General features: G+C 39.5%; 23 protein-coding genes. 20 read left to right on the forward strand and 3 right to left on the reverse strand.

The window, feature by feature from the left end:
• The first annotated feature begins 96 nt into the window (after positions 1 to 96).
• The 7 genes from CEF19_RS13655 (at position 97) to CEF19_RS13685 (ending at position 7,008) form a co-directional block, all read left to right on the forward strand.
• Positions 97 to 495, forward strand: coding sequence for a hypothetical protein (locus CEF19_RS13655; RefSeq protein WP_100406552.1), 399 nt, complete (start codon positions 97 to 99; stop codon positions 493 to 495).
• 15 nt (positions 496 to 510) lie between these two features.
• Positions 511 to 1,158, forward strand: coding sequence for a PspA/IM30 family protein (locus CEF19_RS13660; RefSeq protein WP_100406553.1), 648 nt, complete (start codon positions 511 to 513; stop codon positions 1,156 to 1,158).
• Between the two features lie 94 nt (positions 1,159 to 1,252).
• Positions 1,253 to 2,125, forward strand: coding sequence for a DUF4097 family beta strand repeat-containing protein (locus tag CEF19_RS13665; RefSeq protein WP_100406554.1), 873 nt, complete (start codon positions 1,253 to 1,255; stop codon positions 2,123 to 2,125).
• Between the two features lie 22 nt (positions 2,126 to 2,147).
• Positions 2,148 to 2,999, forward strand: coding sequence for a cell wall-active antibiotics response protein LiaF (gene liaF, locus CEF19_RS13670; RefSeq protein ID WP_100406555.1), 852 nt, complete (start codon positions 2,148 to 2,150; stop codon positions 2,997 to 2,999).
• Complete coding sequence (locus CEF19_RS13675; RefSeq protein ID WP_100406556.1) at positions 2,996 to 4,057, forward strand: sensor histidine kinase; 1,062 nt, start codon at positions 2,996 to 2,998, stop codon at positions 4,055 to 4,057. The genes liaF and CEF19_RS13675 overlap by 4 nt, the downstream gene beginning before the upstream one ends.
• Positions 4,050 to 4,682 (forward strand): response regulator transcription factor, encoded by a 633-nt coding sequence (locus CEF19_RS13680; protein ID WP_100406557.1) that lies wholly within the window; start codon positions 4,050 to 4,052, stop codon positions 4,680 to 4,682. The genes CEF19_RS13675 and CEF19_RS13680 overlap by 8 nt, the downstream gene beginning before the upstream one ends.
• 175 nt (positions 4,683 to 4,857) lie before the next feature.
• A complete protein-coding gene (locus CEF19_RS13685) occupies positions 4,858 to 7,008 on the forward strand; it encodes a transglycosylase domain-containing protein (RefSeq protein WP_227521992.1) in 2,151 nt (716 codons plus the stop codon).
• A 54-nt stretch (positions 7,009 to 7,062) separates the two neighbouring features.
• Here CEF19_RS13685 and CEF19_RS13690 read toward each other — a convergent pair whose 3' ends face one another.
• Entirely contained in the window at positions 7,063 to 7,173 is a 111-nt protein-coding gene (locus tag CEF19_RS13690; RefSeq protein WP_100406558.1) for an EAL-associated domain-containing protein, read from the reverse strand.
• Between the two features lie 308 nt (positions 7,174 to 7,481).
• On the opposite strand from CEF19_RS13690, the gene hemE reads away from it, so the two are divergent.
• The 6 genes from hemE to pheA all read left to right on the forward strand — a co-directional run bounded on the left by hemE (position 7,482) and on the right by pheA (position 13,102).
• Positions 7,482 to 8,510 carry a uroporphyrinogen decarboxylase gene (hemE, locus tag CEF19_RS13695; RefSeq protein WP_100406559.1) on the forward strand — a complete coding sequence of 343 codons (1,029 nt, stop codon included), beginning with the start codon at positions 7,482 to 7,484 and terminating at the stop codon, positions 8,508 to 8,510.
• Between the two features lie 22 nt (positions 8,511 to 8,532).
• Positions 8,533 to 9,465: a ferrochelatase gene (gene hemH / locus CEF19_RS13700; protein ID WP_100406560.1), complete on the forward strand. Its 933-nt coding sequence runs from the start codon at positions 8,533 to 8,535 to the stop codon at positions 9,463 to 9,465.
• A gap of 304 nt (positions 9,466 to 9,769) precedes the next feature.
• Positions 9,770 to 10,306: a Spo0B C-terminal domain-containing protein gene (locus tag CEF19_RS13705; protein WP_198510288.1), complete on the forward strand. Its 537-nt coding sequence runs from the start codon at positions 9,770 to 9,772 to the stop codon at positions 10,304 to 10,306.
• Between the two features lie 10 nt (positions 10,307 to 10,316).
• The gene (obgE, locus tag CEF19_RS13710; RefSeq protein ID WP_100406562.1) at positions 10,317 to 11,600 is read left to right on the forward strand and encodes a GTPase ObgE; all 1,284 of its coding nucleotides are present in this window, start codon (positions 10,317 to 10,319) and stop codon (positions 11,598 to 11,600) included.
• Positions 11,601 to 11,753: 153 nt separating this feature from the next.
• A complete protein-coding gene (locus tag CEF19_RS13715; protein WP_100406563.1) occupies positions 11,754 to 12,197 on the forward strand; it encodes an ACT domain-containing protein in 444 nt (147 codons plus the stop codon).
• Positions 12,198 to 12,217: 20 nt separating this feature from the next.
• Positions 12,218 to 13,102: a prephenate dehydratase gene (gene pheA, locus CEF19_RS13720; protein ID WP_100408317.1), complete on the forward strand. Its 885-nt coding sequence runs from the start codon at positions 12,218 to 12,220 to the stop codon at positions 13,100 to 13,102.
• A gap of 24 nt (positions 13,103 to 13,126) precedes the next feature.
• Here the strand turns inward: pheA and CEF19_RS13725 are convergent, their stop codons facing one another.
• The gene (locus tag CEF19_RS13725) at positions 13,127 to 13,660 is read right to left on the reverse strand and encodes a transcription repressor NadR (RefSeq protein WP_406565389.1); all 534 of its coding nucleotides are present in this window, start codon (positions 13,658 to 13,660) and stop codon (positions 13,127 to 13,129) included.
• A 4-nt stretch (positions 13,661 to 13,664) separates the two neighbouring features.
• A complete protein-coding gene (locus tag CEF19_RS13730; protein ID WP_100406564.1) occupies positions 13,665 to 14,792 on the reverse strand; it encodes an IscS subfamily cysteine desulfurase in 1,128 nt (375 codons plus the stop codon).
• A gap of 142 nt (positions 14,793 to 14,934) precedes the next feature.
• Here CEF19_RS13730 and nadB point away from each other — a divergent pair, with 142 nt between their 5' ends.
• From nadB to ruvA, 7 genes are all read left to right on the forward strand, one after another.
• Positions 14,935 to 16,479 carry an L-aspartate oxidase gene (gene nadB, locus CEF19_RS13735; protein ID WP_100406565.1) on the forward strand — a complete coding sequence of 515 codons (1,545 nt, stop codon included), beginning with the start codon at positions 14,935 to 14,937 and terminating at the stop codon, positions 16,477 to 16,479.
• A 15-nt stretch (positions 16,480 to 16,494) separates the two neighbouring features.
• Entirely contained in the window at positions 16,495 to 17,337 is an 843-nt protein-coding gene (nadC, locus tag CEF19_RS13740) for a carboxylating nicotinate-nucleotide diphosphorylase (RefSeq protein ID WP_100406566.1), read from the forward strand.
• A complete protein-coding gene (nadA, locus tag CEF19_RS13745; RefSeq protein ID WP_100406567.1) occupies positions 17,334 to 18,437 on the forward strand; it encodes a quinolinate synthase NadA in 1,104 nt (367 codons plus the stop codon). The genes nadC and nadA overlap by 4 nt, the downstream gene beginning before the upstream one ends.
• A gap of 289 nt (positions 18,438 to 18,726) precedes the next feature.
• Positions 18,727 to 20,271 (forward strand): SafA/ExsA family spore coat assembly protein, encoded by a 1,545-nt coding sequence (gene safA, locus CEF19_RS13750; protein WP_100406568.1) that lies wholly within the window; start codon positions 18,727 to 18,729, stop codon positions 20,269 to 20,271.
• Positions 20,272 to 20,461: 190 nt separating this feature from the next.
• A complete protein-coding gene (locus CEF19_RS13755) occupies positions 20,462 to 21,739 on the forward strand; it encodes a YhcN/YlaJ family sporulation lipoprotein (RefSeq protein WP_100406569.1) in 1,278 nt (425 codons plus the stop codon).
• Between the two features lie 144 nt (positions 21,740 to 21,883).
• Complete coding sequence (locus CEF19_RS13760; RefSeq protein ID WP_100406570.1) at positions 21,884 to 22,432, forward strand: intercompartmental signaling factor BofC; 549 nt, start codon at positions 21,884 to 21,886, stop codon at positions 22,430 to 22,432.
• Positions 22,433 to 22,548: 116 nt separating this feature from the next.
• Positions 22,549 to 23,160, forward strand: coding sequence for a Holliday junction branch migration protein RuvA (gene ruvA, locus CEF19_RS13765; protein ID WP_100406571.1), 612 nt, complete (start codon positions 22,549 to 22,551; stop codon positions 23,158 to 23,160).
• The last annotated feature ends 9 nt before the right edge of the window (positions 23,161 to 23,169 follow it).

Here is a 23,169-nt window from a genome sequence, read left to right on the forward strand (position 1 = left end):
CCTTAGGACTGAGATAAAACCATTCTAGAGTGAGAAGGCAAACCTTCATGTTTCTCCTACAATAAGAGTAGTTAAATAAACAAGGAGGCAGCAAACATGAAACGTTCAGGAAAAGCAGTGGGTGGTTTTATTCTCATTTTAATTGGAATCAGTCTTATTTTTAGTCTGATTGGGGTACATCTCGGTGGACTCATTGGGATAGCACTTGGAGTTGGGGGCTTATACTGGGGGTTCTCCATTTACCGGGAAAGGGGGAGATGGTCATTTTCTAGTATTGTGTTAATTGTCATTGGAGCAATGATACTCTTCGGAGGTTTAGGAGGCATCATTAGTCTAGTGATTGGAGCAGGGCTTGTTTATGGGGGGTATCGATTAATTAAGCCAAGACAGGAGGAAGAGTTGGATTTAAGTGATGATACAGAATGGGCTAAACCCGTTTCAACCTATGATTCAATTGATGAAGAATTTGCACGTTTGATGAAAAATAATAAATAACTGGAGGTTAGTAAGATGCCATTAACAAGAATTAGACGATTAGTAGAAGCAACAATTCATGAAGGGCTTGACCATTTAGAAGAGCCTGTGATGATGGTGAAGCAATATATGCGTGATTTGAAGGCAGAAATGTCCAAAGTAGAGGAAGCAATTGAGAAGCAGAAACGACTTCACCATCTGTTAACACATGATTTGCAGGTAGCGAGGGAGCTAATGAATCGTCGAGATGCGCAAGCAACATTAGCTATTGAAGCAGGGGAGGAAGATTTGGCTAGACGTGCATTACTTAGCAAGAAGCAGGCTTTTGAACAAATACAGAAGTATGAGGGCCTCCTCAAAACAAGTGAGAAGCAACTAGAAGAACGAAATATACAACTAGAGCAAGTTAGAAAGAAGTATTTGGCATTTCGTGACAAAAAAATAGAATTAACACTACGTGTTCAGGCTGTAAAGGCTGAGGAACAGTTAAAACAATTTAAGAAGAAGGACAGTACACGGGCAATTGAAGAAGGCTTTGAACGAATAGAGGATCGAGTCTTCGATATGGAGATACGAACAAAGCAACCAATCGAAAACTATCTATCTCCAGAGGCAGACGCCACAATTGAGGAAGAATTGCAAGAAATGAAAGAAAAATTAATGAAAGATAAGAGCGAGGCATAATGCCTCGCTTTCCTCTTACTATATAGAAAGAGCTTTTTGGCGATAGGAAGATTTTTCTATATAGTAAGGGAGACGGGATGAAGGAGAGAGAATAGTGAAAAAACTTGCTGGGATCATATTAATTGTAGTCGGCAGTATGCTCTTATTAGCGACTGTCCCATCATTGTTTCAAGGAACTTCAAAACAAGCAGTAGTGACAAATGAAGTTGCTGAAGAAATTGAGGGTGTAAATGCGCTATTATTATCAAGTACCGCTGTAGACTGGGAAGTTGAAAGATACGAAGGAAGCGATGTGATTGCTGTTCTTTATGATTCAAGTGGAAAACGTGATCTTTCGTTAAAGAGGAAGGGTCGTGCACTAGATGTACAAGTGAAGGAGCAAAAAGGCTTTAATTTATTTGCATTTACCTTCACATCAAAATCTTCAAGTGTTAAATTACAGATACCTTACCATTTTAAAGGGAGTGTAGAGCTAAGTACAGTGTCAGGTGACGTGGTATTTTATGATGATATGGATGCAGATTTATTATATGTCAATACAGTGTCAGGTGATGTTGCAGGAAAGAATTTAAATGTAACTGATTTACAATTAAATTCAACCTCGGGAGATTTGCTTGTTGAAGAAGTCCAAAGTGAAAAGACAAAATTTCACACAGTTTCTGGTGATGTTAGGATTACGTCTCTTCTAGGAAAACTTGAAGGGAAAACGACCTCTGGAGATGTGATAATAAGTTATACTGACGAAAATCGAACAGCAAATCTTAAAACGATTTCTGGTTATATTCTGGTAAGTATTCCAAATGGAAATGCCAACATCTCATTAAAAAGTACTTCAGGGGATCTTTTAGTTAATTTGCCTCTTACTGAACAAACAGTCCAAAGCCGTGAAATTTTTGGTAAAATAGGTGAAGGTGAATTTCCTGTAAATATGTCAACTGTTTCAGGGGATATCATTCTCGAAGAATAAGATAGAAAGGAGAACGGGGAGGATGTCCAAAAAATCATTGCTTGGTATCATCATTGTTATTATTGGTGTGAATATTTTCTGGAATTCAATTTTTTCTCATTCTGGTTCATTACTTGCCCCAATCATCTTTTTCGTTCTTGGTCTCTTCTTTTATAAAAGAGATAGAAAGGTAGTAGCAACTATTTTTTATATATTAAGTGCGAGTATTTTTTTCGATCAGTTGTTTAGTATTAATTTGATTTCTTTATTAATTGCTGTGGCTTTTCTTTATTATGGACTAAAAATGGTTCGAGAGAAAAAGGAAGATAAAGAAGAGAGAAAGTCTAAACAGCTAGAGAAATCGATAGTGAAACAAGAAGAACAGACGAAGGATTATAAGGCACATGTGGCAGCTAACAATGTAATAGAGGAAGACAAAAAGTCGGAAGTAATGGCTCAAAATGAGACAGTTAGTTCTAAGAAAGAGCAAGCTACTAACCGATTTGATCAAAGATTCTATTCAACTCCTACTATTAGAAAAAGTCTCATCGGGGATATTCATTATACGAAAGAGCAGTTTGAACTTCGTGATATGACAATTTGGAATGGGTTTGGGGATGTGAGGCTTGACCTTTCAAAGGCGATTATTCCAGAAGGTGAATCTGTTGTTATTATTCAAGGGTTAATTGGTCAAATCGATGTGTATGTTCCTGATGATTTAGCGATAACCGTACAAGCAAGTGCGATTATTGGTGATGTCTCTCTTTTTCATGAGAAGCATGGAGGAGTAAATCAGCAACTGTATGTCTCAACCCAATCCTATAAGCAAGCTCCTAGACGGGTAAAGTTTATTCTTTCGACTGTCATCGGGGAAGTGAAGGTGAGGGCTGTATGAGAAAAAGAATGGCCCGGTTACAATGGCAATTTATTCGCCAAAGCGTTCTAGTCACTTTTATAACTTCGCTGCTATTATTATTTATGATTACGTACGAAGATCCAAGAGGACTGTTACTAGTTTTCGACAGGCAACTAGTAGGTATACCTGTCTTGATGTGGGTTGTTTTAATGATTATTATTACAGGGTTTTCAAGTGGTTACATTCAAGCCGACCCAATAAAAAAACGAATTGACCTTCTGCTGCACGGGGCTGCCCGTTATGGGCGTGGGACTTTTTCGCACCGCATGGACTTAGAGGGAGAAGATGAATTAGCAGAGTTAGCTGAAAGGCTGAATCAAATGGCTGTTCATATCGAGGAACAAGTGGCTTCTTTACAAAGGCTATCATCGGAACGTGCCCAAATGCAGGAAACGGTAAAAAAAGCGGCTGTGACTGAAGAGAGACAGCGTTTAGCACGAGAGTTGCATGACGCAGTAAGTCAGCAGCTATTTGCCATTTCAATGATGACCGCTGCCATTAAACAAGGCTTTCAGAATGCAGGAGAAACGACAAGGCAACAAATGGAACTCGTTGAACAAATGGCTAATACAGCTCAAGCTGAAATGAGAGCACTCCTCCTACATTTACGTCCTGCTCATTTAGAGGGAAAAAGTCTAAGAGAAGGGATTAGAGGCCTGTTTGAGGATCTTGAACAAAAGCAAGATATGGAGATTATTTGTGAAATGGATACAGATACGTCTATACCAAAAGGAATTGAGGACCAAATCTTTCGTTTAATTCAAGAAGCCATTTCGAATATTCTAAGGCATGCGAAAGCAACCCATGTTGAATTTCAATTAAAGCAAACGAGCTATGAGTTAAAAGTTAAAATTATTGATAATGGGGTCGGTTTTCATGCGGAGAAAGTAAAACAGGGTTCGTATGGGATGCAAACGATGCGTGAGAGAATGAACGAAATTGGGGGTGTGTTGCAAGTGGTGTCTGTACCAAGTAAAGGTACGCAAATAGAGGCAAAAGTTCCGATTGCCTGGCATGGGGAGGATTCGCGTGATTAAAGTGTTGCTCGTTGATGATCATGAAATGGTAAGGATGGGTCTCAGTGCTTTTTTAGCTACCCAGGCCGATATGCATGTAGTTGGTCAGGCATCAAATGGAGAAGAAGGGGTAAAGCTAGCGCTTGAGTTAAAGCCAGAAATTATTTTAATGGATTTGGTTATGGAGAAGATGGATGGGATTGCAGCCACTTCTGAGATTACACGTCAAATGTCCAATGTGAAAATCATTGTTCTTACTAGCTTTATTGATGATGAAAAAGTCTACCCCGTTATCGAGGCTGGCGCATTTAGCTATTTATTAAAAACCTCACCGGCTTCCGAGATTGCAACAGCTATACGGTCAGCAGCTGTAGGTGAACCAGTTGTTGAAGCAAAGGTTACCAATAAGATGATGCAGCGAATGAGGACATCTAAAGAAAAGGCGCTTCATGAAGAATTAACGCCACGCGAACTGGATGTTCTTCAGCTTATTGGTGATGGAAGGAGCAACTTGGAAATTGCTGAGGTTCTTTTTATAGGTATAAAGACGGTTAAAACACATGTTAGTAACATTTTAAACAAACTTGATTTAGAGGATAGAACACAAATTGCCATTTATGCTCATCGACATGGTTTGGCTAAATAGTATCTAATTAGTAGCTGCTTGCTTATTCATTATGTAGGCAGCTTTTTTTATAGATAACGTCTGAAACCATTATTTTGAATAGTACGTAGAGAAAAGTGAGGGCTCAGCTAAACATTGTTTTTTTCGTAGTTTGTCAGGGTATAATGACAAGAGTCACCTAAAAGGGGGCAAATTCTTGAAAACAAAAGTTAAAATACTGATTATTTCTGGTGCATGTTTAAGTGTTATTTTGTTTAGCACGTTAATTTATGTGGCTATCATCCTTGCTGGTAATTATGTGATAGATAATGAGAAACTGATATCGGATGTGGCGACTACCTTGCTAGATGAAGAAGGAGAGCTTGTCACAAAGCTATATAGTGAAAACCGCGAGACTGTTTCTATTCAGGATGTTCCTCGGCATGTACAAGATGCTTTTATTGCGATTGAGGACAACCGGTTCTATAATCATCACGGAGTAGATCCACGGGCGATTACCAGAGCATTATATCGGGATATTATAGCAGGGGCGAAAGTTGAAGGTGGAAGTACGATTACGCAACAGCTCGCAAAAAATGTATTTTTGACTAACGAAAAGTCTTGGTTCCGGAAAACAAAAGAAGTATTGATTGCAATGAATTTAGAGCGACGCTACAGCAAACGCGAGCTTCTTGAGCTTTATTTAAACCGAATTTATTTTGGCCATGGTGCATATGGAATTCAAGCTGCTTCGAAATTATATTTCAACGTGGATGTTAGCGAACTAACCATCGACCAGGGTGCCTTACTTGCAGGTTTGGCAAAGGCACCTAATAGTTACTCACCCATTTCAAATCCTGAAAGAAGTAAACAAAGACGTGATCTTGTGCTCACTGTGATGGAGAGGAATGGATTTTTACACGCTAGTGAGTCGGTAAGATACAAAGGGAAGACTGTGAATCTTAATGTGAACCGTCTTTCTGAAAATGAGGCATATTTAACATACATTGATATGGTTTTAAAAGAGGCTGAGGAACGTTATTCTTTATCAAGTGATGAGGTGTTAAGGGGAGGATATACGATTGTCGTCCCTATGAATAGGCAATTACAAGAAACAGCCTATTCTTTAATAAAGGACGGACAGTATTATCCGAAACAAAACCAAGATGCCGAAGCAACGGTTTCTTTGATGGATGTAAAGTCAGGGGGTATGCTTGCGGTCCAGGGTGGAAGAGACTATGTGAGACGTGGCTTAAACCGAGTAGAGGTACAGCGGCAACCTGGTTCATCATTCAAGCCACTAGCGGTATTCGCTCCAGCCCTAGAACAAGGCGATTATCATCCTTACTCCTTATTACGTGATGAATTAGTAGATTATAATGGGTATAGTCCAAGGAATTATAACCATCAGTACTCGGGTGAGGTAACGATGTATGATTCGATTACTCATTCTATCAATGCACCTGCTGTTTGGTTATTAAATGAAATAGGAATTGAAACATCGCTTGAAATGTTGGAGCGATTTGATTTATCTATTCCTGATAGAGGACTTGCTCTTGCTCTTGGCGGTCTTGAACAAGGAGTCACCCCTCTGCAAATGACAAAAGCGTACCGAGTGCTCGCCCATCAAGGTCAAATCATCGAGCCCTATTTTATCAAAGACATTTATGACCAGAACGGAGACTGGATAGGTGGGGCTGAACAAATAGAAAAAGAAGTAATTTCTCCGCAAACTGCTTGGTATATGACAAGAATGTTGGAATCTGTTGTAAAGGTCGGAACCGGAAAAAATGGACAAACAAGTCTCCCATTGGCAGGTAAAACAGGAACCACGTCATTTACCGGGGTAGATGGCGGAGCAAAAGATGCTTGGTTTGTTGGTTATACTCCTTCTGTCGTCGGAGCAATTTGGATGGGGTATGATACGACGACGTCTGAAACGTACCTACAAGGAGGAAGCTCTTATCCGACCGCTCTCTTTAAAGAGCTGATAAATAAGGGTCCACATCATTTAAAAAGGCTGGCATTTGAGAAGCCAGAGGGTGTTGATGACCTTGCACCGCCTGTTCGTTTAACGCAGATTAATGATTTATCGGCAACCTTGGCGATGGGAGGGAGTGGTTTTATGAGTGTGAAATTGAATTGGACTGGCGTTCCTGATGAGAGAGTTCATTATCAAATATATGAGATATCAAAGGGAGAGCGTACAAAACTTGCTACGGTTGTTGGGAGTGAGGAATATCTTGTCACACGGTATAATCCATTTTCCTCTAAAGAGTATGAAATCGTCCCGTATGACTCTACTACAAAAAGGTTAGGTGAACCCTCTAATCGGACAGGGATTACTTTTGAATTCGGTTTTCATTAATTAAGCTTTAACTAATGATGGAACCTATTATATTAGTTTGTTGTTCGTTTATGGTTAAATCAATAAATAAGTTTTTTTAAATGGAAAAGAGAACGTCTGTATAAGTTCGTTTGTCTCAATATCAAAGTATCCGTCAGAGAGGTAGCCCCTTTGGGTTGCCTCCATTTTTCTACCATATGGGCGCAGAGGAAGTGTTATCTTGTTGTACGTAGGGATATCATTAGATGTTACCTATGCTAACATTGGGAAATTTAAAATTCTATCGGTTTGTGTGATAATCTTCACAAAGTTTGAAACGAATTTGACCAAAAATTTCATAGAATTTATGACAGTTTAAGCTGAAAGCTATACAGTTATTTGGTTGGTCTTTATAGTTAAGGTAAGATAGAGAGACATAAAATAATATGAAAAAATGATTTTTTGTTCAGCTTGGATTAAAATAGGAAAAGAGTCGTATAGAAAGGTGTGGCGTTATGTTATTTAATGATCAATTTTTAAAAGCATGTAGAGGAGAGGAGCATTCTCATGTTCCTGTTTGGTATATGCGTCAGGCGGGTCGGTCACAGCCTGAATATAGAAAGATAAAAGAAAAATATTCGTTGTTTGAAATTACTCATCAACCTGAGCTATGTGCCTATGTAACAAAGCTCCCTGTTGATCAGTATAACAACGATGCAGCGATTTTATATAAGGATATTATGACTCCACTTCCAGCTATCGGAGTAGATGTAGAGATTAAATCAGGTATTGGGCCTGTTATTGATAATCCTATTCGGTCCTTAGTGGATGTCGAAAAGCTTGGAACAATATCGCCTGAAGAAGATGTGCCTTATGTTTTGGATACGATTAAGTTACTCCGTGAACAATTAACTGTTCCCCTCATAAGTTTTGGTGGTGCACCGTTTACCTTAGCAAGCTATATGATTGAAGGTGGGCCTTCGAAGAATTATAACCAAACGAAAGCGTTTATGTACGCTGAGCCAGCAGCATGGCATTTACTAATGGAGAAGCTTGGCGAGATGACAATTACATATGTAAAATCACAAATACGTGCAGGAGCTCAAGCAATACAAATATTTGATTCCTGGGTCGGTGCATTGAATGTTGCAGACTATCGCACTTACGTAAAACCGGTTATGAATAAGATTTTTATTGCATTAAAACAAGAAAATGTACCATTAATTATGTTTGGTGTAGGTGCAAGTCACTTAGCAAAGGAGTGGAATGACTTACCACTCGATGTTGTCGGATTAGATTGGCGTTTATCCGTAAATGAGGCCCGTGATTTAGGTATCCGTAAAACAGTGCAAGGAAATTTAGATCCTGCTATTTTGCTCTCACCTTGGCATGTTATTGAAGAACGAGCTAAAGCTATTTTGGATCAAGGAATGAAAACACCTAATTTTATTTTTAACTTAGGACACGGTGTTTTCCCTGAAGTGAATCCCGATACATTAAAACGTTTAACCGCATTTGTTCATGAATATTCAAGTAAAAAATAATACCTTTAGAGGATGTGTATGAATGACTAAAAAACGTTACGGCTTATTAGTAATGGCTTACGGTACTCCAAGAAGTAAAGAAGAAATAGAGCCTTACTATACTCATATACGGAGAGGAAGAAAACCTTCTTTTGAAGCATTAGCGGAGCTAACGGAGCGTTATGAAGCGATTGGAGGAATAAGCCCTTTAGCGAGAATTACGGAAGAGCAAGCATTCGGTCTTGAAAAACATTTAAATGAACAATTTGAGGAATATGAATTTAAATCCTATCTAGGATTAAAACATATTGACCCGTTTGTCGAAGAGGCCGTTTTGCAAATGAAAAATGACGGTATTGAAGATGCGATTAGCATCGTCCTTGCCCCACATTATTCTACATTTAGTGTTAAGTCTTATAACGGACGAGCACATGAAGAGTCTGAGAAAATTGATGGGCCAACTATACACAGCATCGATAGTTGGTATGATGAGCCTTCATTTATTCAATATTGGGCGAAACAAGTTAAACAAACAATAGAGAAGATCGAGGATAAAGAGAAAGCGTGTGTGATATTTTCAGCACATAGCTTGCCAGAGCGTATTATTGCAGCTGGAGATCCTTATCCCGAACAGCTTCAAGAAACGGCAGATTTAATTGCAAAAGAGGCAGGTATTACAAACTATACAATTGGCTGGCAAAGTGAAGGGAATACACCAGATCCTTGGATTGGGCCAGATGTTCAAGATTTAACGAGAGACCTTTTTAAGGAAGCTGGATATACAGCAATGGTTTATTGTCCAGTTGGTTTTGTCGCAGACCATCTCGAGGTTTTGTATGATAATGATGTTGAGTGTAAAGCGGTGACGGACGAGTTAGGAATTGATTACTATCGACCTGAAATGCCCAATGCCAAACCTGAATTTCTCGATATTTTAGGAAATGTAGTTAAGAAAAAGTTAGCTGAGAAAGAGTGATATGTTGTAAATTATACATACATGATGCTGTTATCAAGTAACTTGCCAGGTGCCTGGTGGAACGAATTTGACTTAGCTAATTGTTCATGAAAGTCGAAGAAGCGTTCAACAAATTTTAAGTGAAATGCAGGGAGCCGGGAGAATTTCTCGGCTTTTTTTGATTTTTAATAAGAAGATGGTTATAATGACATATTAATGTCTTTTGGTGATACTCGAATAATAGTATCCTGATTTGTCCAAGTTATGGTAAGATAAGCCCATGTAATCTAAATTGGAATTTTGATTTTAGACGAGGAGATTCATGATGACTAACAAAAAAGATGTCTTACAAGCACTTCGTCATACTCGTCATGATTGGCTAAATGTAATGCAATTAATAAAAGGTAATTTGGCGCTTAAACGGTATGATCGAATTGAGAACATCATCGAGACCGTCACCCAGAAATCAGTAAATGAGAGTAAAATGTCAAGTATGGGAGTACCTGAATTAGCCTTATATTTGCTCACGTTTAATTGGTACTGTCATTCTTTAAAATTGGATATTGATGTGGTGGGAGGAGAAGTCCGTTCTTTCTCCGCAAAAGAGCAACAATTAAAGCTGCTTTGTAAAGCGATTATAGAAAGCTTATCAAAGTTTAGTGCAAAGGATACGGAGAATTCTTTGCTGCTAATTTTTTTGTTCAAAGAAGAAACATGTGAAATAACATTTGATTATCATGGAAAACTAGAAATGAAGGAAAGTGATTGGTCTCCAATTTTGCAAAATTTGGAGACAGAAGTGAATCTTGTAGAATGGGACGAACATGAATGTGTTCTATGTACTAGTTTCACACTAAATTGAGGTGAAAATCATGTTTGTTGATAAGGTAAAGGTTTATGTTAAAGGTGGCGACGGAGGAAATGGAATGGTCGCTTATCGCAGAGAGAAGTATGTTCCAGACGGAGGCCCTGCCGGTGGTGATGGTGGGCGTGGCTCTAGTGTAGTATTCGAGGTTGAGGAAGGTTTACGCACGTTAATGGACTTTCGTTATAACCGACATTTCAAAGCACCACGCGGAGAACACGGTCGCACAAAAAATCAGCATGGAAAAAATGCAGATGATATGATCGTAAAGGTACCACCAGGAACAACGGTAATTGATGAGAAAACTGGTGAAGTAATTGCCGACCTGACAGAGCATGGGCAAAAGGCGGTCATTGCAAAAGGTGGTCGTGGTGGTAGAGGGAATACAAGGTTTGCTACGCCAGTAAACCCTGCTCCAGAAATTGCTGAAAATGGCGAACCAGGTATTGAACGAGATGTGACATTGGAATTAAAGGTCTTAGCCGATGTTGGATTAGTTGGCTTTCCAAGTGTAGGTAAATCAACGTTATTGTCGGTCGTATCAGCTGCTAAGCCTAAGATAGCTGATTACCACTTTACAACAATTACTCCGAATTTAGGAGTGGTGGAAGCTGAGGACAACCGAAGCTTTGTCATGGCTGACTTACCAGGACTTATTGAAGGCGCGCATCAAGGTATTGGGCTTGGTCATCAGTTCCTTCGCCATATTGAACGGACAAGGGTCATTGTTCATGTTATTGATATGTCTGCACTCGAGGGTCGCGATCCCTATGAGGATTATTTAAAAATTAATGAAGAATTAAGACAGTATAATTTAAGGTTGATGGAGCGTCCGCAGCTCATTGTAGCAAATAAAATGGACATGCCTGGCGCAGAAGATAACTTAGCTGCATTTAAAGATAAAATTGCTGAAGATAGTCTTATCTTTCCGATTTCAGCGATTACCAGAAAAGGACTAAGAGAACTGTTGCTAATGATTGCTGATAAAATTGAGCAAACACCAGAATTTCCATTACATGAGGAAACAGACCAATCAACTCGAGTGGTTTATCGCCATGAAAAAGAAGAGGTACCTTTTATTGTTACACGAGATGATGATGGGGCTTATGTGATTTCTGGTGCAGATGTAGAAAAACTATTTAAAATGACAGATTTTACTCATGATGAATCGGTTCGTCGTTTTGCTCGTCAACTCCGTGGTATGGGTGTCGATGATGCGTTGCGAGAACGTGGAGCAAAAGATGGCGATTTAGTCCGCCTTCTGAAATTTGAATTTGAATTTGTTGAATAAACTGTCCTTCTCCTAAGGACAGTTTTTTTGTGTGTGCGTACAAAAACATTATTTAAGGTTGTCAAAAGAGGATGTGATATTTATAATAAGTTGACGGTATGTTATATAATTCGCAAGATTATGTGCGTTGCTTAAATGAAAGTGGTGATAAATTTGTCACGAAAACAATTTTATTTGGTACGAGAAGATATGCTGACGGACGCAATGCAAAAAACACTAGAAGCAAAGGCATTATTAAGCTCTGGAAAAGTAAAGAAGATTTATGAAGCCGCACACCTTGTTGGTCTTAGTAGAAGTGCTTTTTATAAATACAAAGACGGGATTTTTCCCTTTCATACGATGGTTAAAGAAAAAATTATTACTTTATCAATAAATTTGGTTGATCGTTCAGGAACATTATCTCAGCTTTTAACAAAAGTTGCTGAGACAGGTGCTAATGTGTTAACGATTAATCAAACAATTCCATTGCAAGGAAGAGCTCATATTACATTATCGATTGATACAGCACCAATGTTAATTGAACTGGATGATTTAATAGTTAGCATTGAACAGGTAGAAGCAGTCGAAAAAGTAGAGCTAGTAGGATCGGGTTTTTAAAGGAAGGAAGAGATAAAATGATTAAGGTCGGTTACTTGGGACCAAAAGGAACGTTTACCGAAATGGCAGCAAGAGCACTATTTCCTAACGAGAAGCATATTCCATATCAGACAATCCCATTTTGTATGGATCGTGTTGCATCAGGTGATGTTGATATCGCTGTTGTTCCAATTGAAAACGCAATTGAAGGATCGGTAAATTTAACATTAGATTATTTAATTCATAAACAGAGGCTTCCAATTATTGGTGGAGTCACCATACCTATTGAGCAACATTTTCTAGCTCATCCAAAGCAAATAGAACAGGGTTTTCATGCGGAAAAGGTTATTTCTCATCCTCATGCGATTGCTCAGTGTCATGACTTTCTACAAAGAACCTATCCGTCGATTAAACTTGATTATATGAATTCAACAGGTACTGCAGCACAGTGGGTGGCAGAACATCCAGAAGAGCCGGTAGCAGCTATTGCCAACGAACTTGCGGCAAAGGAGTACGGTTTAACAATTGTGCATGAAAATGTACATGATTATGATAATAATCGGACACGATTTCTCGTATTGAGCCGTGATGGCGACACCTATAAAGTTAAGGGCCCGCATGTCATTGGAGACAAAACTTCATTAATGGTCACTTTGCCTTCAGATTATTCAGGAGCGCTTCATCAAGTATTGTCTGCATTTTCTTGGAGAAAGTTAAATTTATCGAAAATTGAATCAAGGCCAACAAAGACAGGTTTAGGTAATTACTTTTTTGTCATTGATGTGGAACAGTTGATGGATGATGTTTTAATTCCGGGGGTCATTTCGGAGTTGAAGGCATTAGGCTGTGGTGTTGATGTACTTGGAAGTTATACTTGTTATTCACTGACGGATTTACGCACAAAAGCCAGCTCTCCTACCGCATAGGAGACTGGCTTTTTATAATCAATCTTAACTTAAAATAATACCTTTTTTTGTTAGTTCTAGTTCGACCGCGTCAAGCTGGTGGGGCGTATTCGCCTCAAGTTTATGCAAATGAACGCCTTCTGTTAATTCGGATAATAATGATGCTTTTGTTTCTAAAAGATTGTTACAAAATTGCTCAACTTCCTTTCGAGTCGAAATCATTAACGAAGCGGTCAAATCACCATACATTGCATGCTCAACCATTACGTTAACTACTGTTACTCCATGATCAACGATGGTAATTAGTTCTTCACGGGCTTTGGAGCTATCATGTTTGCAGGCTATGATTCTTTGTACCCTTTTTGGGGGAGCGCTTTGAAAATACATATATCCTTGGGCGGTAGCCAAAATCGGTTCATTTTTGGCTTTTAAAATTGAAATGTCTTGGACAATCACTTGTCTACTTACATTTGCTCTTTTTGCGAGCTCACTACCAGTTAAGGGGTTTGAGCTTTGATTTAACCATTCTATAATCATTCTTCTGCGTTCATCACCTAATATTTTTTTACCTTCAGTCACAATTTCACCCATTTCCGTAATTGGTAGTAATTTCAGATATGCATTTGGTGAGGGCTTCCACATCTTCATCTTTCGTCATCTTACCAAATGTAATACGAATGAATTCATGTGCTTCCTCGGTCGTCCGTCCTATTGCGAGTAGGGATTGAGGTGGTGCGGTTTGTCCTGCTCGACATGCTGAACCAGTAGAAATTGCAATTCCTTTCCGATTACATTCAAGCATAACAAGTTGGCCCTCAATTCCCTTCAGCCTCATTCCAATGTGAAAAGGGAGGCGTTGAGTAGGATGACCTTCAAAAACAACAGAGGGATTCATCGATAAGGCTTCTATAGTACGAATTCGTAAATTCAATAAGCGTTTCATATCTGCTTCTGACTCCTGCAGATATGTTTCTGCAGCTGTTGCGAAGGACACGACACTTGGGACATCGACTGTACCTGGTCGAAATCCATATTCATGGGTGGTCCCCTTTAAAAAAGATTGCCAATGTAAAGTGGACCGAATAAAGGCAGCCCCAATTCCCTTAGGGCCATAAATTTTATGTGCTGAGATGCTTAAGCTTGATAAATATTCTACCGGAATCTTAAGCTTCCCGTATGTTTGCACGCAATCGCTATGAAAAAGAATCTTTTTCATAGCTAGTATTTTACCAAGCATAGCTAAATTTTGCACAGTTCCGAGTTCACTGTTTGCATGAGCAAAAGTGGCAAGAATGGTCTCTTCTTGAATTGATTCAAGCAGTGCCTTCTTTGTAATAAGACCAAATTTATCAACGGGAACGTATGTGACAGAAAAACCTTGTGTTTGTAAATAATAAATGGCCTGAAGAACAGAATGATGCTCGCACCGTGTTGTTAAAATGTGTTTACCTTTGTGCTGATATGCTAGCGCAAGGCTTATTAAAGCTAGGAAATTAGCTTCTGATCCTGAACCGGTAAAATAACATTCACTTGGCTGCATATCTAAGCTTGCAGACAATGATTTTCGACTTAAATAAAGAACTTGTTCAGCCTCTTGTCCAAATTGGTGGAGACTATTACTGTTACCAAAGAAATTATTGGCAGCTTTTTGATAGGCTTGGAGAGCCTCATCTGACATCGGAGTGGTTGCACTATAATCAAGATAAATCATGATATCGACCGACTTTCTAGAATATTGAGTATACGTGAAAATAGTCTGTTTTGAATAATAACATAAAAAAGCACTTGTCACATGTATTATTTTATGTAAATATAGGTGTCAAGACAACTGTAAAGTGTTTGGGGGAATAATCATGGCATCAAAGGGTGCGGATGTTCTTATTATTGGGAGTGGGATTGCTGGGTTAATGGCGGCTCATCTTTTAGCTGACAAAAAGAATGTGATTTTAATCACAAAATCTAAAGTGGAAGTTAGTAATTCAAGTTGGGCTCAAGGAGGTATTGCTGCTGCCATAGGTCCCGATGATCATTGGAAATATCATTTTAAAGATACATTACTTGCTGGCCAAGATCACCATGTACAAGATCATGTGGCAATGCTTGTACAGCGTGCTCCAGACTTAATAAAAGCCATGAAGGAGTTAGGTGTACCATTTGATACGACTAGTGAGGGCGAGTTTTCACTAGGTATGGAAGGTGCGCATAGTAGAAGACGTATTGTTCATGCACATGGAGATCAAACAGGAAGAGCATTTACAGACACTTTAATAAATAAATTACAAGGTCGAGTAACCTTTGTTGAAGAAACAATGGCTTTAGAATTATTGAAGCAAAATAATAAAGTGATTGGTGTAAGAACAAATAAAGGAAAATTCTTAGCAAATGCTACAATCCTAGCTACAGGTGGTGCAGGTCAACTTTTTAAACGAACATCAAATGTACGAGAAGCAACTGGTGACGGATTTGCACTTGCATATCGCGCGGGGGCGATGTTAGCAGATATGGAATTTGTTCAGTTTCATCCAACCATTCTGTTTACAAAAAATAAAGCAATGGGGTTAATTAGTGAAGCAGTACGTGGAGAGGGTGCAGTACTAGTAGACAATTACGGAAAGAAAATTATGGAGGATCACCCACAAAAGGACCTTGCCTCGCGAGATATTGTTAGTCGTGCGATCCATCACGCTTATTTAGAAGGCAGAGAAGTCTATTTAGATTGTCGAATGATTCGAGATTTTCCAACACGATTCCCGGGGATTTCACGTATTTGTGAAAAAGCGAGCATAGATTTAGATGAACGAATGTTACCTGTGGCCCCGGGTGCTCATTTTATGAGTGGTGGGGTTTGGACAGATCAATGTGGTCGTTCTAGTGTTGAACAGCTTTATGCTATTGGGGAGGTTGCTTGTACAGGTGTCCATGGAGCTAACCGATTAGCTAGTAACTCTTTGCTTGAAGGTCTAGTTTTTGCAGAAGCTGTTTCAAAGGATCTCCTTACACAAGAAAGCTCTCCAGTTTTTGAAGTAATTGAAACATCAAAGGTTGTGGGTCACATACAACTTCCTTCAAAAGAATCTTTGCAGGAAAGAATGACAGAGTGGGTTGGAATTGAGCGTGACGCCAGTTCTTTAATGAAAATGAAGCAGTGGCTTCAACCATATTTGTCATTTGTGAAAAAATCCGTATTCCAAGATAAAGAGCACGTTGAAATGGCTAATATGCTTCTTGTTGCTTCTATTATGACAGATGCGGCATTTACTAGAACAGAAAGTCGTGGTGGGCATTTTCGATCGGATTATCCGGTAGCAAATGATGATAATTGGTTAAAAAAGTATATCACCACATCTTTAGATAATAAGGCAAATAGTAAAAATGTAGTGCTGGGTGCCCAATCATAGCAAAGGAGAAAAGAGATGAATCCTTTATTAGTTAAAGAAAAACTTCAACATTTTCTTATAGAAGATATTGGAGAAGGCGATGTAACATCTGAAATGGTGTTTACAAATGAAGAAGCTGAAGCGGTTATTATTGCAAAGGAATCAGGTGTATTAGCGGGCCATTCTCTAATTGAAACTGGTTATAAGTTGCTTGATCCAAACATCCTGGTTGATGTTAACGTTATCGACGGAGAAATTTTTCAAAAAGGGGATACGATTGCAGTTATTCGTGGCTCAGTGAAAAGCATCTTAGCGGGCGAACGAGTTGTGTTAAATCTCTTGCAAAGAATGAGCGGAATTGCAACAACAACGGCTCAAGCAGTAAATAGCTTAGATGATGATTCTATTCGAATTTGCGATACACGTAAAACGACTCCGGGACTTAGGATGTTTGAAAAGTACGCGGTTCGATGTGGTGGAGGCTTTAATCATCGTAAAGGTCTTGAGCATGCTGTCATGCTAAAAGAAAATCATATTGCCGCATGTGGAGGGATTGGGGAAGCTGTGTTTAAAGTCCGCTCTCAAATTGGTCACATGGTGAAGCTCGAAGTAGAAACAACGAATGAACGAGAGGTAATAGAAGCCGTAAATGCAAAAGCAGATGTTATTATGTTCGATAATTGCCCACCAGAGGAAATCAGGTCTTTAATTCAGCATGTACCAGAAACCATTATTACGGAAGCATCTGGAGGAATCAATGTGGATACCCTTTCCACATTTAGAGGGTGTGGAGTAGACTATATTTCACTTGGCTTCCTTACACATTCTGTTAAATCAGTTGATTTGAGTCTACTGATACGAGAGGGGAAAAACACATGAAATTATTAGACCAATTAAATCAAGTAGAGCGAATTCCTGAAAAGTATGCAAGCATGACTAAGGAAGAAAAAGAGAGTCGGATTCTCGAGATAAAAGAGAAATTCGGAAAACGACTTTATATTCCTGGTCATCATTATCAACGTGACGAAGTCATTCAATTTGCGGATTCAACAGGGGATTCATTACAGCTTGCGCAACTTTCTCAAGATAATACGGATGCAGAGTTCATCGTATTTTGCGGTGTCCATTTTATGGCAGAGACAGCGGATATGTTAACAAAGGATAATCAACATGTTATTCTTCCTGATTTAAAGGCAGGGTGTTCAATGGCAGATATGGCAACCATTGAGCAGACAGAACGTGCTTGGGTTGTACTTCAAGAGCTATATGGGGATTCAATTCTACCATTAACATACGTAAATAGTACCGCTGCAATTAAAGCTTTTTGCGGAAGGTATGGAGGCGCTACGGTAACATCATCGAATGCAATGAAAATGGTTGAATGGGCATTTACTCAAAAGGAACGTTTATTGTTTTTACCCGATCAACATTTAGGTCGAAATACAGCGTTTGATTTAGGAGTCAAATTAGAGGAAATGGCTGTATGGGACCCTATTGCTCACAAGTTAGAAACTGATAAACCTATTGAAGATATTAAGGTTATTCTTTGGAAAGGTCATTGTTCTGTACATGAGAAATTTACGGTTGAGCAAATTAACCAGTTACGAGAAGAAGAACCAGATACAAAAGTAATTGTACATCCAGAATGTCCGCATGAGGTTGTCGAACGTGCTGATTTAAATGGTTCAACTCATTATATTATTGAAACGATAAAAAAATCAGTGCCAGGGACAGTGTGGGCTGTTGGAACCGAGATGAATTTAGTAAAAAGATTAGCCACCCAATATCCGGAGCAAACGATTAAATCATTAAATCCAAATATGTGTCCCTGTTTAACAATGAACCGGATTGATTTGGATCACTTAGTTTGGTCATTGGAATTGTTGGAAGAAGGAACCCTTCATCATCCGATTCGTGTAGACGAAAAGACGACAAAAGAAGCAAGATTAGCACTTGAACGCATGCTGAATCGCCCCTAAATAGAAGGCTACCAAAAAAGGTATTTTTACCTTCTTTTGGTAGCCTCTTTAATATTTAAGGATGTCTAAAAAGATAATTTTTAAATCTTCTCCAGGAAATTGAAAAGTAAGCTTAATTGCTCCGTGGTCATAATAGTCATAAACCCATTTTTAAATCATACAGTATACGGAGAACCTGTGAGAATTAGGATTTTTTTATAGTTCATATTTCTTTATATATCATGAGTGTGTCAATTCGCCTAATTCATCATAGAATGTTTAAGAATGGAAGAGGAGGGGGATTTAAAACGTGAAAATTCATATCGTTCAAAAAGGGGATACATTATGGAAGTTAGCACAAAAATATGGTGTGGATTTTGAACAATTAAAAGCTGCTAACACTCAACTATCTAATCCAGACATGGTTATGCCCGGCATGAAAATTAAAATTCCAACTAACAGTGTACCGGTAAAAAAAGAACAACAAATTGCTCCAAGTGTCAAGGAACAACCAAAGGTTTCCAAGAAAGAAGCACCAATTCAACCGCAAGTGCCAAAAATGGATATACCTAAAATGCCACAGCCACAACAACCAGTACAGCCACCACCATACGAAATAAATAAGAATATGTATGAATCGAATACCAATGTCTACTTTTATAAACCTCAACAGGAAAAGCAACAAAAACCTATACCATCAGTCCCGAAGCCACCAATTCAAGCCAAGGAGCCTACTAAAAAGGAATATATTAAAAAAGAAGTTCCCAAAGCTCCAGTAAAGCAAATGCAACCAAAGCCGCAAGTAGCTTCTCAAGCACCACAAGTACCGAAACAACTACCGCAACAACAAGTACCTTTAAATGTCCCATATTATGAACAGCCTTGTGTGCCACCACAACAACCGTTTTATGATTGCATCCAACCAGTTAGTCCCGTCATGGCTGGTTGCTCTCCATTTGGATCTCCTTATTTCAACCAAATTCCAGGATCACCAATGGGAGGCTACGGAGCAGGAAGCCCAGGATCACCAATGGGAGGCTACGGAGTAGGAAACCAAGTTCCGGCAATGGGAGGCTACGGAGCAGGAAGCCCAGGATCACCAATGGGAGGCTACGGAGCAGGAAGCCCAGGATCACCAATGGGAGGCTACGGAGTAGGAAACCAAGTTCCGGCAATGGGAGGCTACGGAGCAGGAAGCCCAGGATCACCAATGGGAGGCTACGGAGCAGGAAACCAAGTTCCGGCAATGGGAGGCTACGGAGCAGGAAACCAAGTTCCGGCAATGGGAGGCTACGGAGCAGGAAGCCCAGGCTCACCAATGAAAGGCTACGGAGCAGGAAATCAAGTTCCGGCAATGGGAAGCTACGGAGCAGGAAACCAAGTTCCGGCAATGGGAGGCTACGAAGCAGGAAACCAAGTTCCGGCAATGGGAAGCTACGGAGCAGGAAACCAAGTTCCGGCAATGGGAGGCTACGAAGCAGGAAGCCCAGGATCACCAATGGGAGGCTACGGAGCAGGAAACCAAGTTCCGGCAATGGGAAGCTACGGAGCAGGAACCCAAGGCCCAGCAATGGGAGGCTACGAAGCAGGAGACCCAGGCTCATCAATGGGAGGCTACGGAGCAGGGAACCCAGGTCCAGCAATGGGAAGCTACGGAGCAGGAACCCAAGGCCCAGCAATGGGAGGCTACGGAATGGGATACCCTAATGCTCAGCCAACAAGTTTAAACAATTGTCAAGAGTGTGGACCGAGTCAACCTATTATGTACGGGCAAAATGGTCACTTAACAACGTATCAAGAAGCGCCTCATCAAGGCCCTCTTCAATCGTATCCTGAAACAGATTATGATGACTAAAAAAAGCCTCACCTCACCTCAAACTTGGGGTGAAGTGAGGCTTTTTAGATTAATCTAAAGCATAAGTCTTTTTAAAATAATCATTCAAATATTAAACCTTTGACGCGCTTTCGTTTCCATCATGTCCAGTAAGTAACAGTGTAAAGAAGGTCTCCTCTAGACAACATAATGATTGAAAGGGGGCTTTCTAATGAAAAAAATCGCAATGTCGGTAGCCGCAGCAACTATGATTATGGGTGGTTTAACTGGATGTGGAACAGACAACCAAACAGGTATGGGTGGAAACAACAATGGTGCTAATGCACAACAAATGCAGGGAACGAACACAGGGCATCGCGGTCAAGGTCCACTTACTGAAATGATGACTCCTGATACTAGAGGTCGCGGTGGTCAATTTGGAACAAGCCGTACTCAGTTAAATAATTATCAAACACGTGGATTAGGGGAAGGACGCCAATCAGGTTATTTACCCCAAGGTAATTATCAAGGAAACACTGGGTTAGACCGTACTGGCGTAACAAATGATACCGTTACAGGTGAACAAGGTAGACCTCGAGGGACTCAACAGCAAATTACTGATGCAAATCGAACGGGAACAGGATTATTTGGTGGACAAGGAAACCAACAAGGAAATCAAGGAACAGGATTATTTGGTGGACAAGGAAACCAACAAGGAAATCAAGGAACAGGGTTGTTTGGTGGACAAGGAAACCAACAAGGAAATCAAGGAACAGGGTTGTTTGGTGTACAGGGAAATCAACGAGGAAATCAAGGAACAGGGTTGTTTGGACAAAATCAGCGAGGTACAGGCACAACGGGTATACAAGGTAGTCAGCAAAGAGCTGGTACCGGACATTCCGGTATAACAGGTAATAATCGTCCGGGCATGGTCGATGAGGATGGATTATTAAGAGGAACTGCGCGGGATCGTGCTGGCATGCTTAATCAGAGACGTGGACATGGTGAAATGAACTTACAACGACAAGGTCCACGTCACCAAGGGCAAAGCATGGTAAATCAAGGTGCTGGTCCGAATGTCCGTACTGGTCATACGGGTACAACTGGTCAGACTAACCAAGGTACCACGGGTCAACAGACTAACCAAGGTGCATTAAATTACCATAAAGATTACGATAGTCGTACTGCACAGCGTATTGTTAGTCGTGTTCAAAACATGAATGGCGTAGAAGATGCTCGAGCCATTGTGCATGATGACGAGATTGTAATTGGGATTCAAGCTGATAATGATGTAGAACAAGTAAAACAAAAAGTTGAACGAAAAGTAAAAAGTCTTGTTAAAGACAAAGAGGTACATGTTGTAACAGATAATGATGCAGTGGGCCGTATTCGTACGATGGATAACGAATTAAGAACAGGTGCTGCATTTGATGAAATTGGTTCAACATTCGAGCAAATGCTCGGTGATTTAGGCCGTGCGGCTCAACGTCCTTTTGAGCGTTCGCGTTAATAATGAATGTTAGACAGAGGGAATTTTCCCCTCTGTTTTTTTACATAGATAGCACTTAATAAAACAAAAAAATAAAAGTGGTTATGGATAACGAAATAAGCGTGCATACTAGAGATTATAAGAAATTTACAAATGGTGGTGAAAATGGTGAAGGGATTACAATGTTTTTCTCGAGTTAAAGAATACCCGTTCATCACAATAGTGATTATCATTGGAATGTTAACTTTAATTTATCCAATGGTTCAAAAGACGCAAGCTCAAGAAGTCAAACAAATTACGAATGAAGCTGCAACGATTGAAGTGATACTTGAGCGAGAATATTTGGATGGTGAATTATCCGAGGAACGCGTTCAAGAGACGATTTGGTCAATGGAAGATTTTTGGGCGTATTATCAAGATTGGATGTTAATTGATCAAAGTGAGGAAAGAATAATCTTTAGGCAACGTGTAAATGACATTTCCCCCCTTTTAAAAGTAAATGGTTATTTTGGGATTTCAGAAGATGGTACTTTAAATATTTATGAAGGTAATCCAAACAATGCTCAAATTATTCAATCATTTTTTCAAGTAGATACGACTAAATTAAAAAGCAGACAACATCTTGATTTGAAAAATGGAATTCCTGTTGAAAGTCGTGAACACTATAACGAAGTTCTCCATGTCTTTAGTCAATACAAAACTAAAGAAATGTAAAAGCCAAAAAAGCTGATTCTAAATTGAATCAGCTTTTTCGTTACTCTTATGTTAGACCTAAACGTAAATGTGATAAAATAGAAATAAATGTTCGCATGTGGAGAGGAAGTAAACAGGTGATTGATTTTATACAAGGAAAGCTTATTGAAGTTGAAACACAGTATACTGTTATCGAAAATCAGGGAATTGGCTATCAACTATATTGTTCGAATCCTTATGTCTTTCAAAAAGATATTGATGAGGTAGTTCGAATCTATACATACCAATACGTCCGTGAAGATGTCCTCCGATTATACGGATTTAGAACAAAGGATGAACGTTCTTTGTTTGAGAAATTACTTAATGTTTCTGGAATAGGTCCAAAAGGGGCTTTAGCAATTTTAGCATCAGGCCAACCTGAAGATGTTGTGGCTGCAATTGAATCTGAAGATGAAACGTATCTCGTTAAATTCCCTGGAGTGGGCAAAAAGACAGCGAGACAAATCATCTTAGACTTAAAAGGAAAACTGGATGAGTTTCAAGCGAATTTACTACGGCCTCACAAGGAAAGTTTAGGAAATGAAAGAGCTATTTCCGAAAATAATGAACTTGAAGAGGCATTAGAAGCTTTACAGGCGCTTGGATATGTTGAAAAAGAGTTAAAAAAGATTCGTCCACAGTTAGAGGAAGAAAAGCTTGCAACGGATGCCTACATAAAGAAGGCATTGCACCTTCTTTTAAAAAGGTAAATAGGAGGG

Source organism: Bacillus solitudinis, assembly GCF_002797395.1.
GTDB classification, from domain to species: domain Bacteria; phylum Bacillota; class Bacilli; order Bacillales; family Bacillaceae_D; genus Halalkalibacter_A; species Halalkalibacter_A solitudinis.

Coding starts and splice junctions, on each gene's coding strand:
- CEF19_RS13655 (WP_100406552.1), top strand. CDS start 97: ATGAAACGTTCAGGAAAAGCAGTGGGTGGTTTTATTCTCATTTTAATT.
- CEF19_RS13660 (WP_100406553.1), top strand. CDS start 511: ATGCCATTAACAAGAATTAGACGATTAGTAGAAGCAACAATTCATGAA.
- liaF (WP_100406555.1), top strand. CDS start 2,148: ATGTCCAAAAAATCATTGCTTGGTATCATCATTGTTATTATTGGTGTG.
- CEF19_RS13675 (WP_100406556.1), top strand. CDS start 2,996: ATGAGAAAAAGAATGGCCCGGTTACAATGGCAATTTATTCGCCAAAGC.
- CEF19_RS13690 (WP_100406558.1), bottom strand. CDS start 7,173: ATGGAGGCAACCCAAAGGGGCTACCTCTCTGACGGATACTTTGATATT.
- hemE (WP_100406559.1), top strand. CDS start 7,482: ATGTTATTTAATGATCAATTTTTAAAAGCATGTAGAGGAGAGGAGCAT.
- hemH (WP_100406560.1), top strand. CDS start 8,533: ATGACTAAAAAACGTTACGGCTTATTAGTAATGGCTTACGGTACTCCA.
- CEF19_RS13705 (WP_198510288.1), top strand. CDS start 9,770: ATGACTAACAAAAAAGATGTCTTACAAGCACTTCGTCATACTCGTCAT.
- obgE (WP_100406562.1), top strand. CDS start 10,317: ATGTTTGTTGATAAGGTAAAGGTTTATGTTAAAGGTGGCGACGGAGGA.
- CEF19_RS13730 (WP_100406564.1), bottom strand. CDS start 14,792: ATGATTTATCTTGATTATAGTGCAACCACTCCGATGTCAGATGAGGCT.
- nadB (WP_100406565.1), top strand. CDS start 14,935: ATGGCATCAAAGGGTGCGGATGTTCTTATTATTGGGAGTGGGATTGCT.
- nadC (WP_100406566.1), top strand. CDS start 16,495: ATGAATCCTTTATTAGTTAAAGAAAAACTTCAACATTTTCTTATAGAA.
- nadA (WP_100406567.1), top strand. CDS start 17,334: ATGAAATTATTAGACCAATTAAATCAAGTAGAGCGAATTCCTGAAAAG.
- CEF19_RS13755 (WP_100406569.1), top strand. CDS start 20,462: ATGAAAAAAATCGCAATGTCGGTAGCCGCAGCAACTATGATTATGGGT.
- CEF19_RS13760 (WP_100406570.1), top strand. CDS start 21,884: ATGGTGAAGGGATTACAATGTTTTTCTCGAGTTAAAGAATACCCGTTC.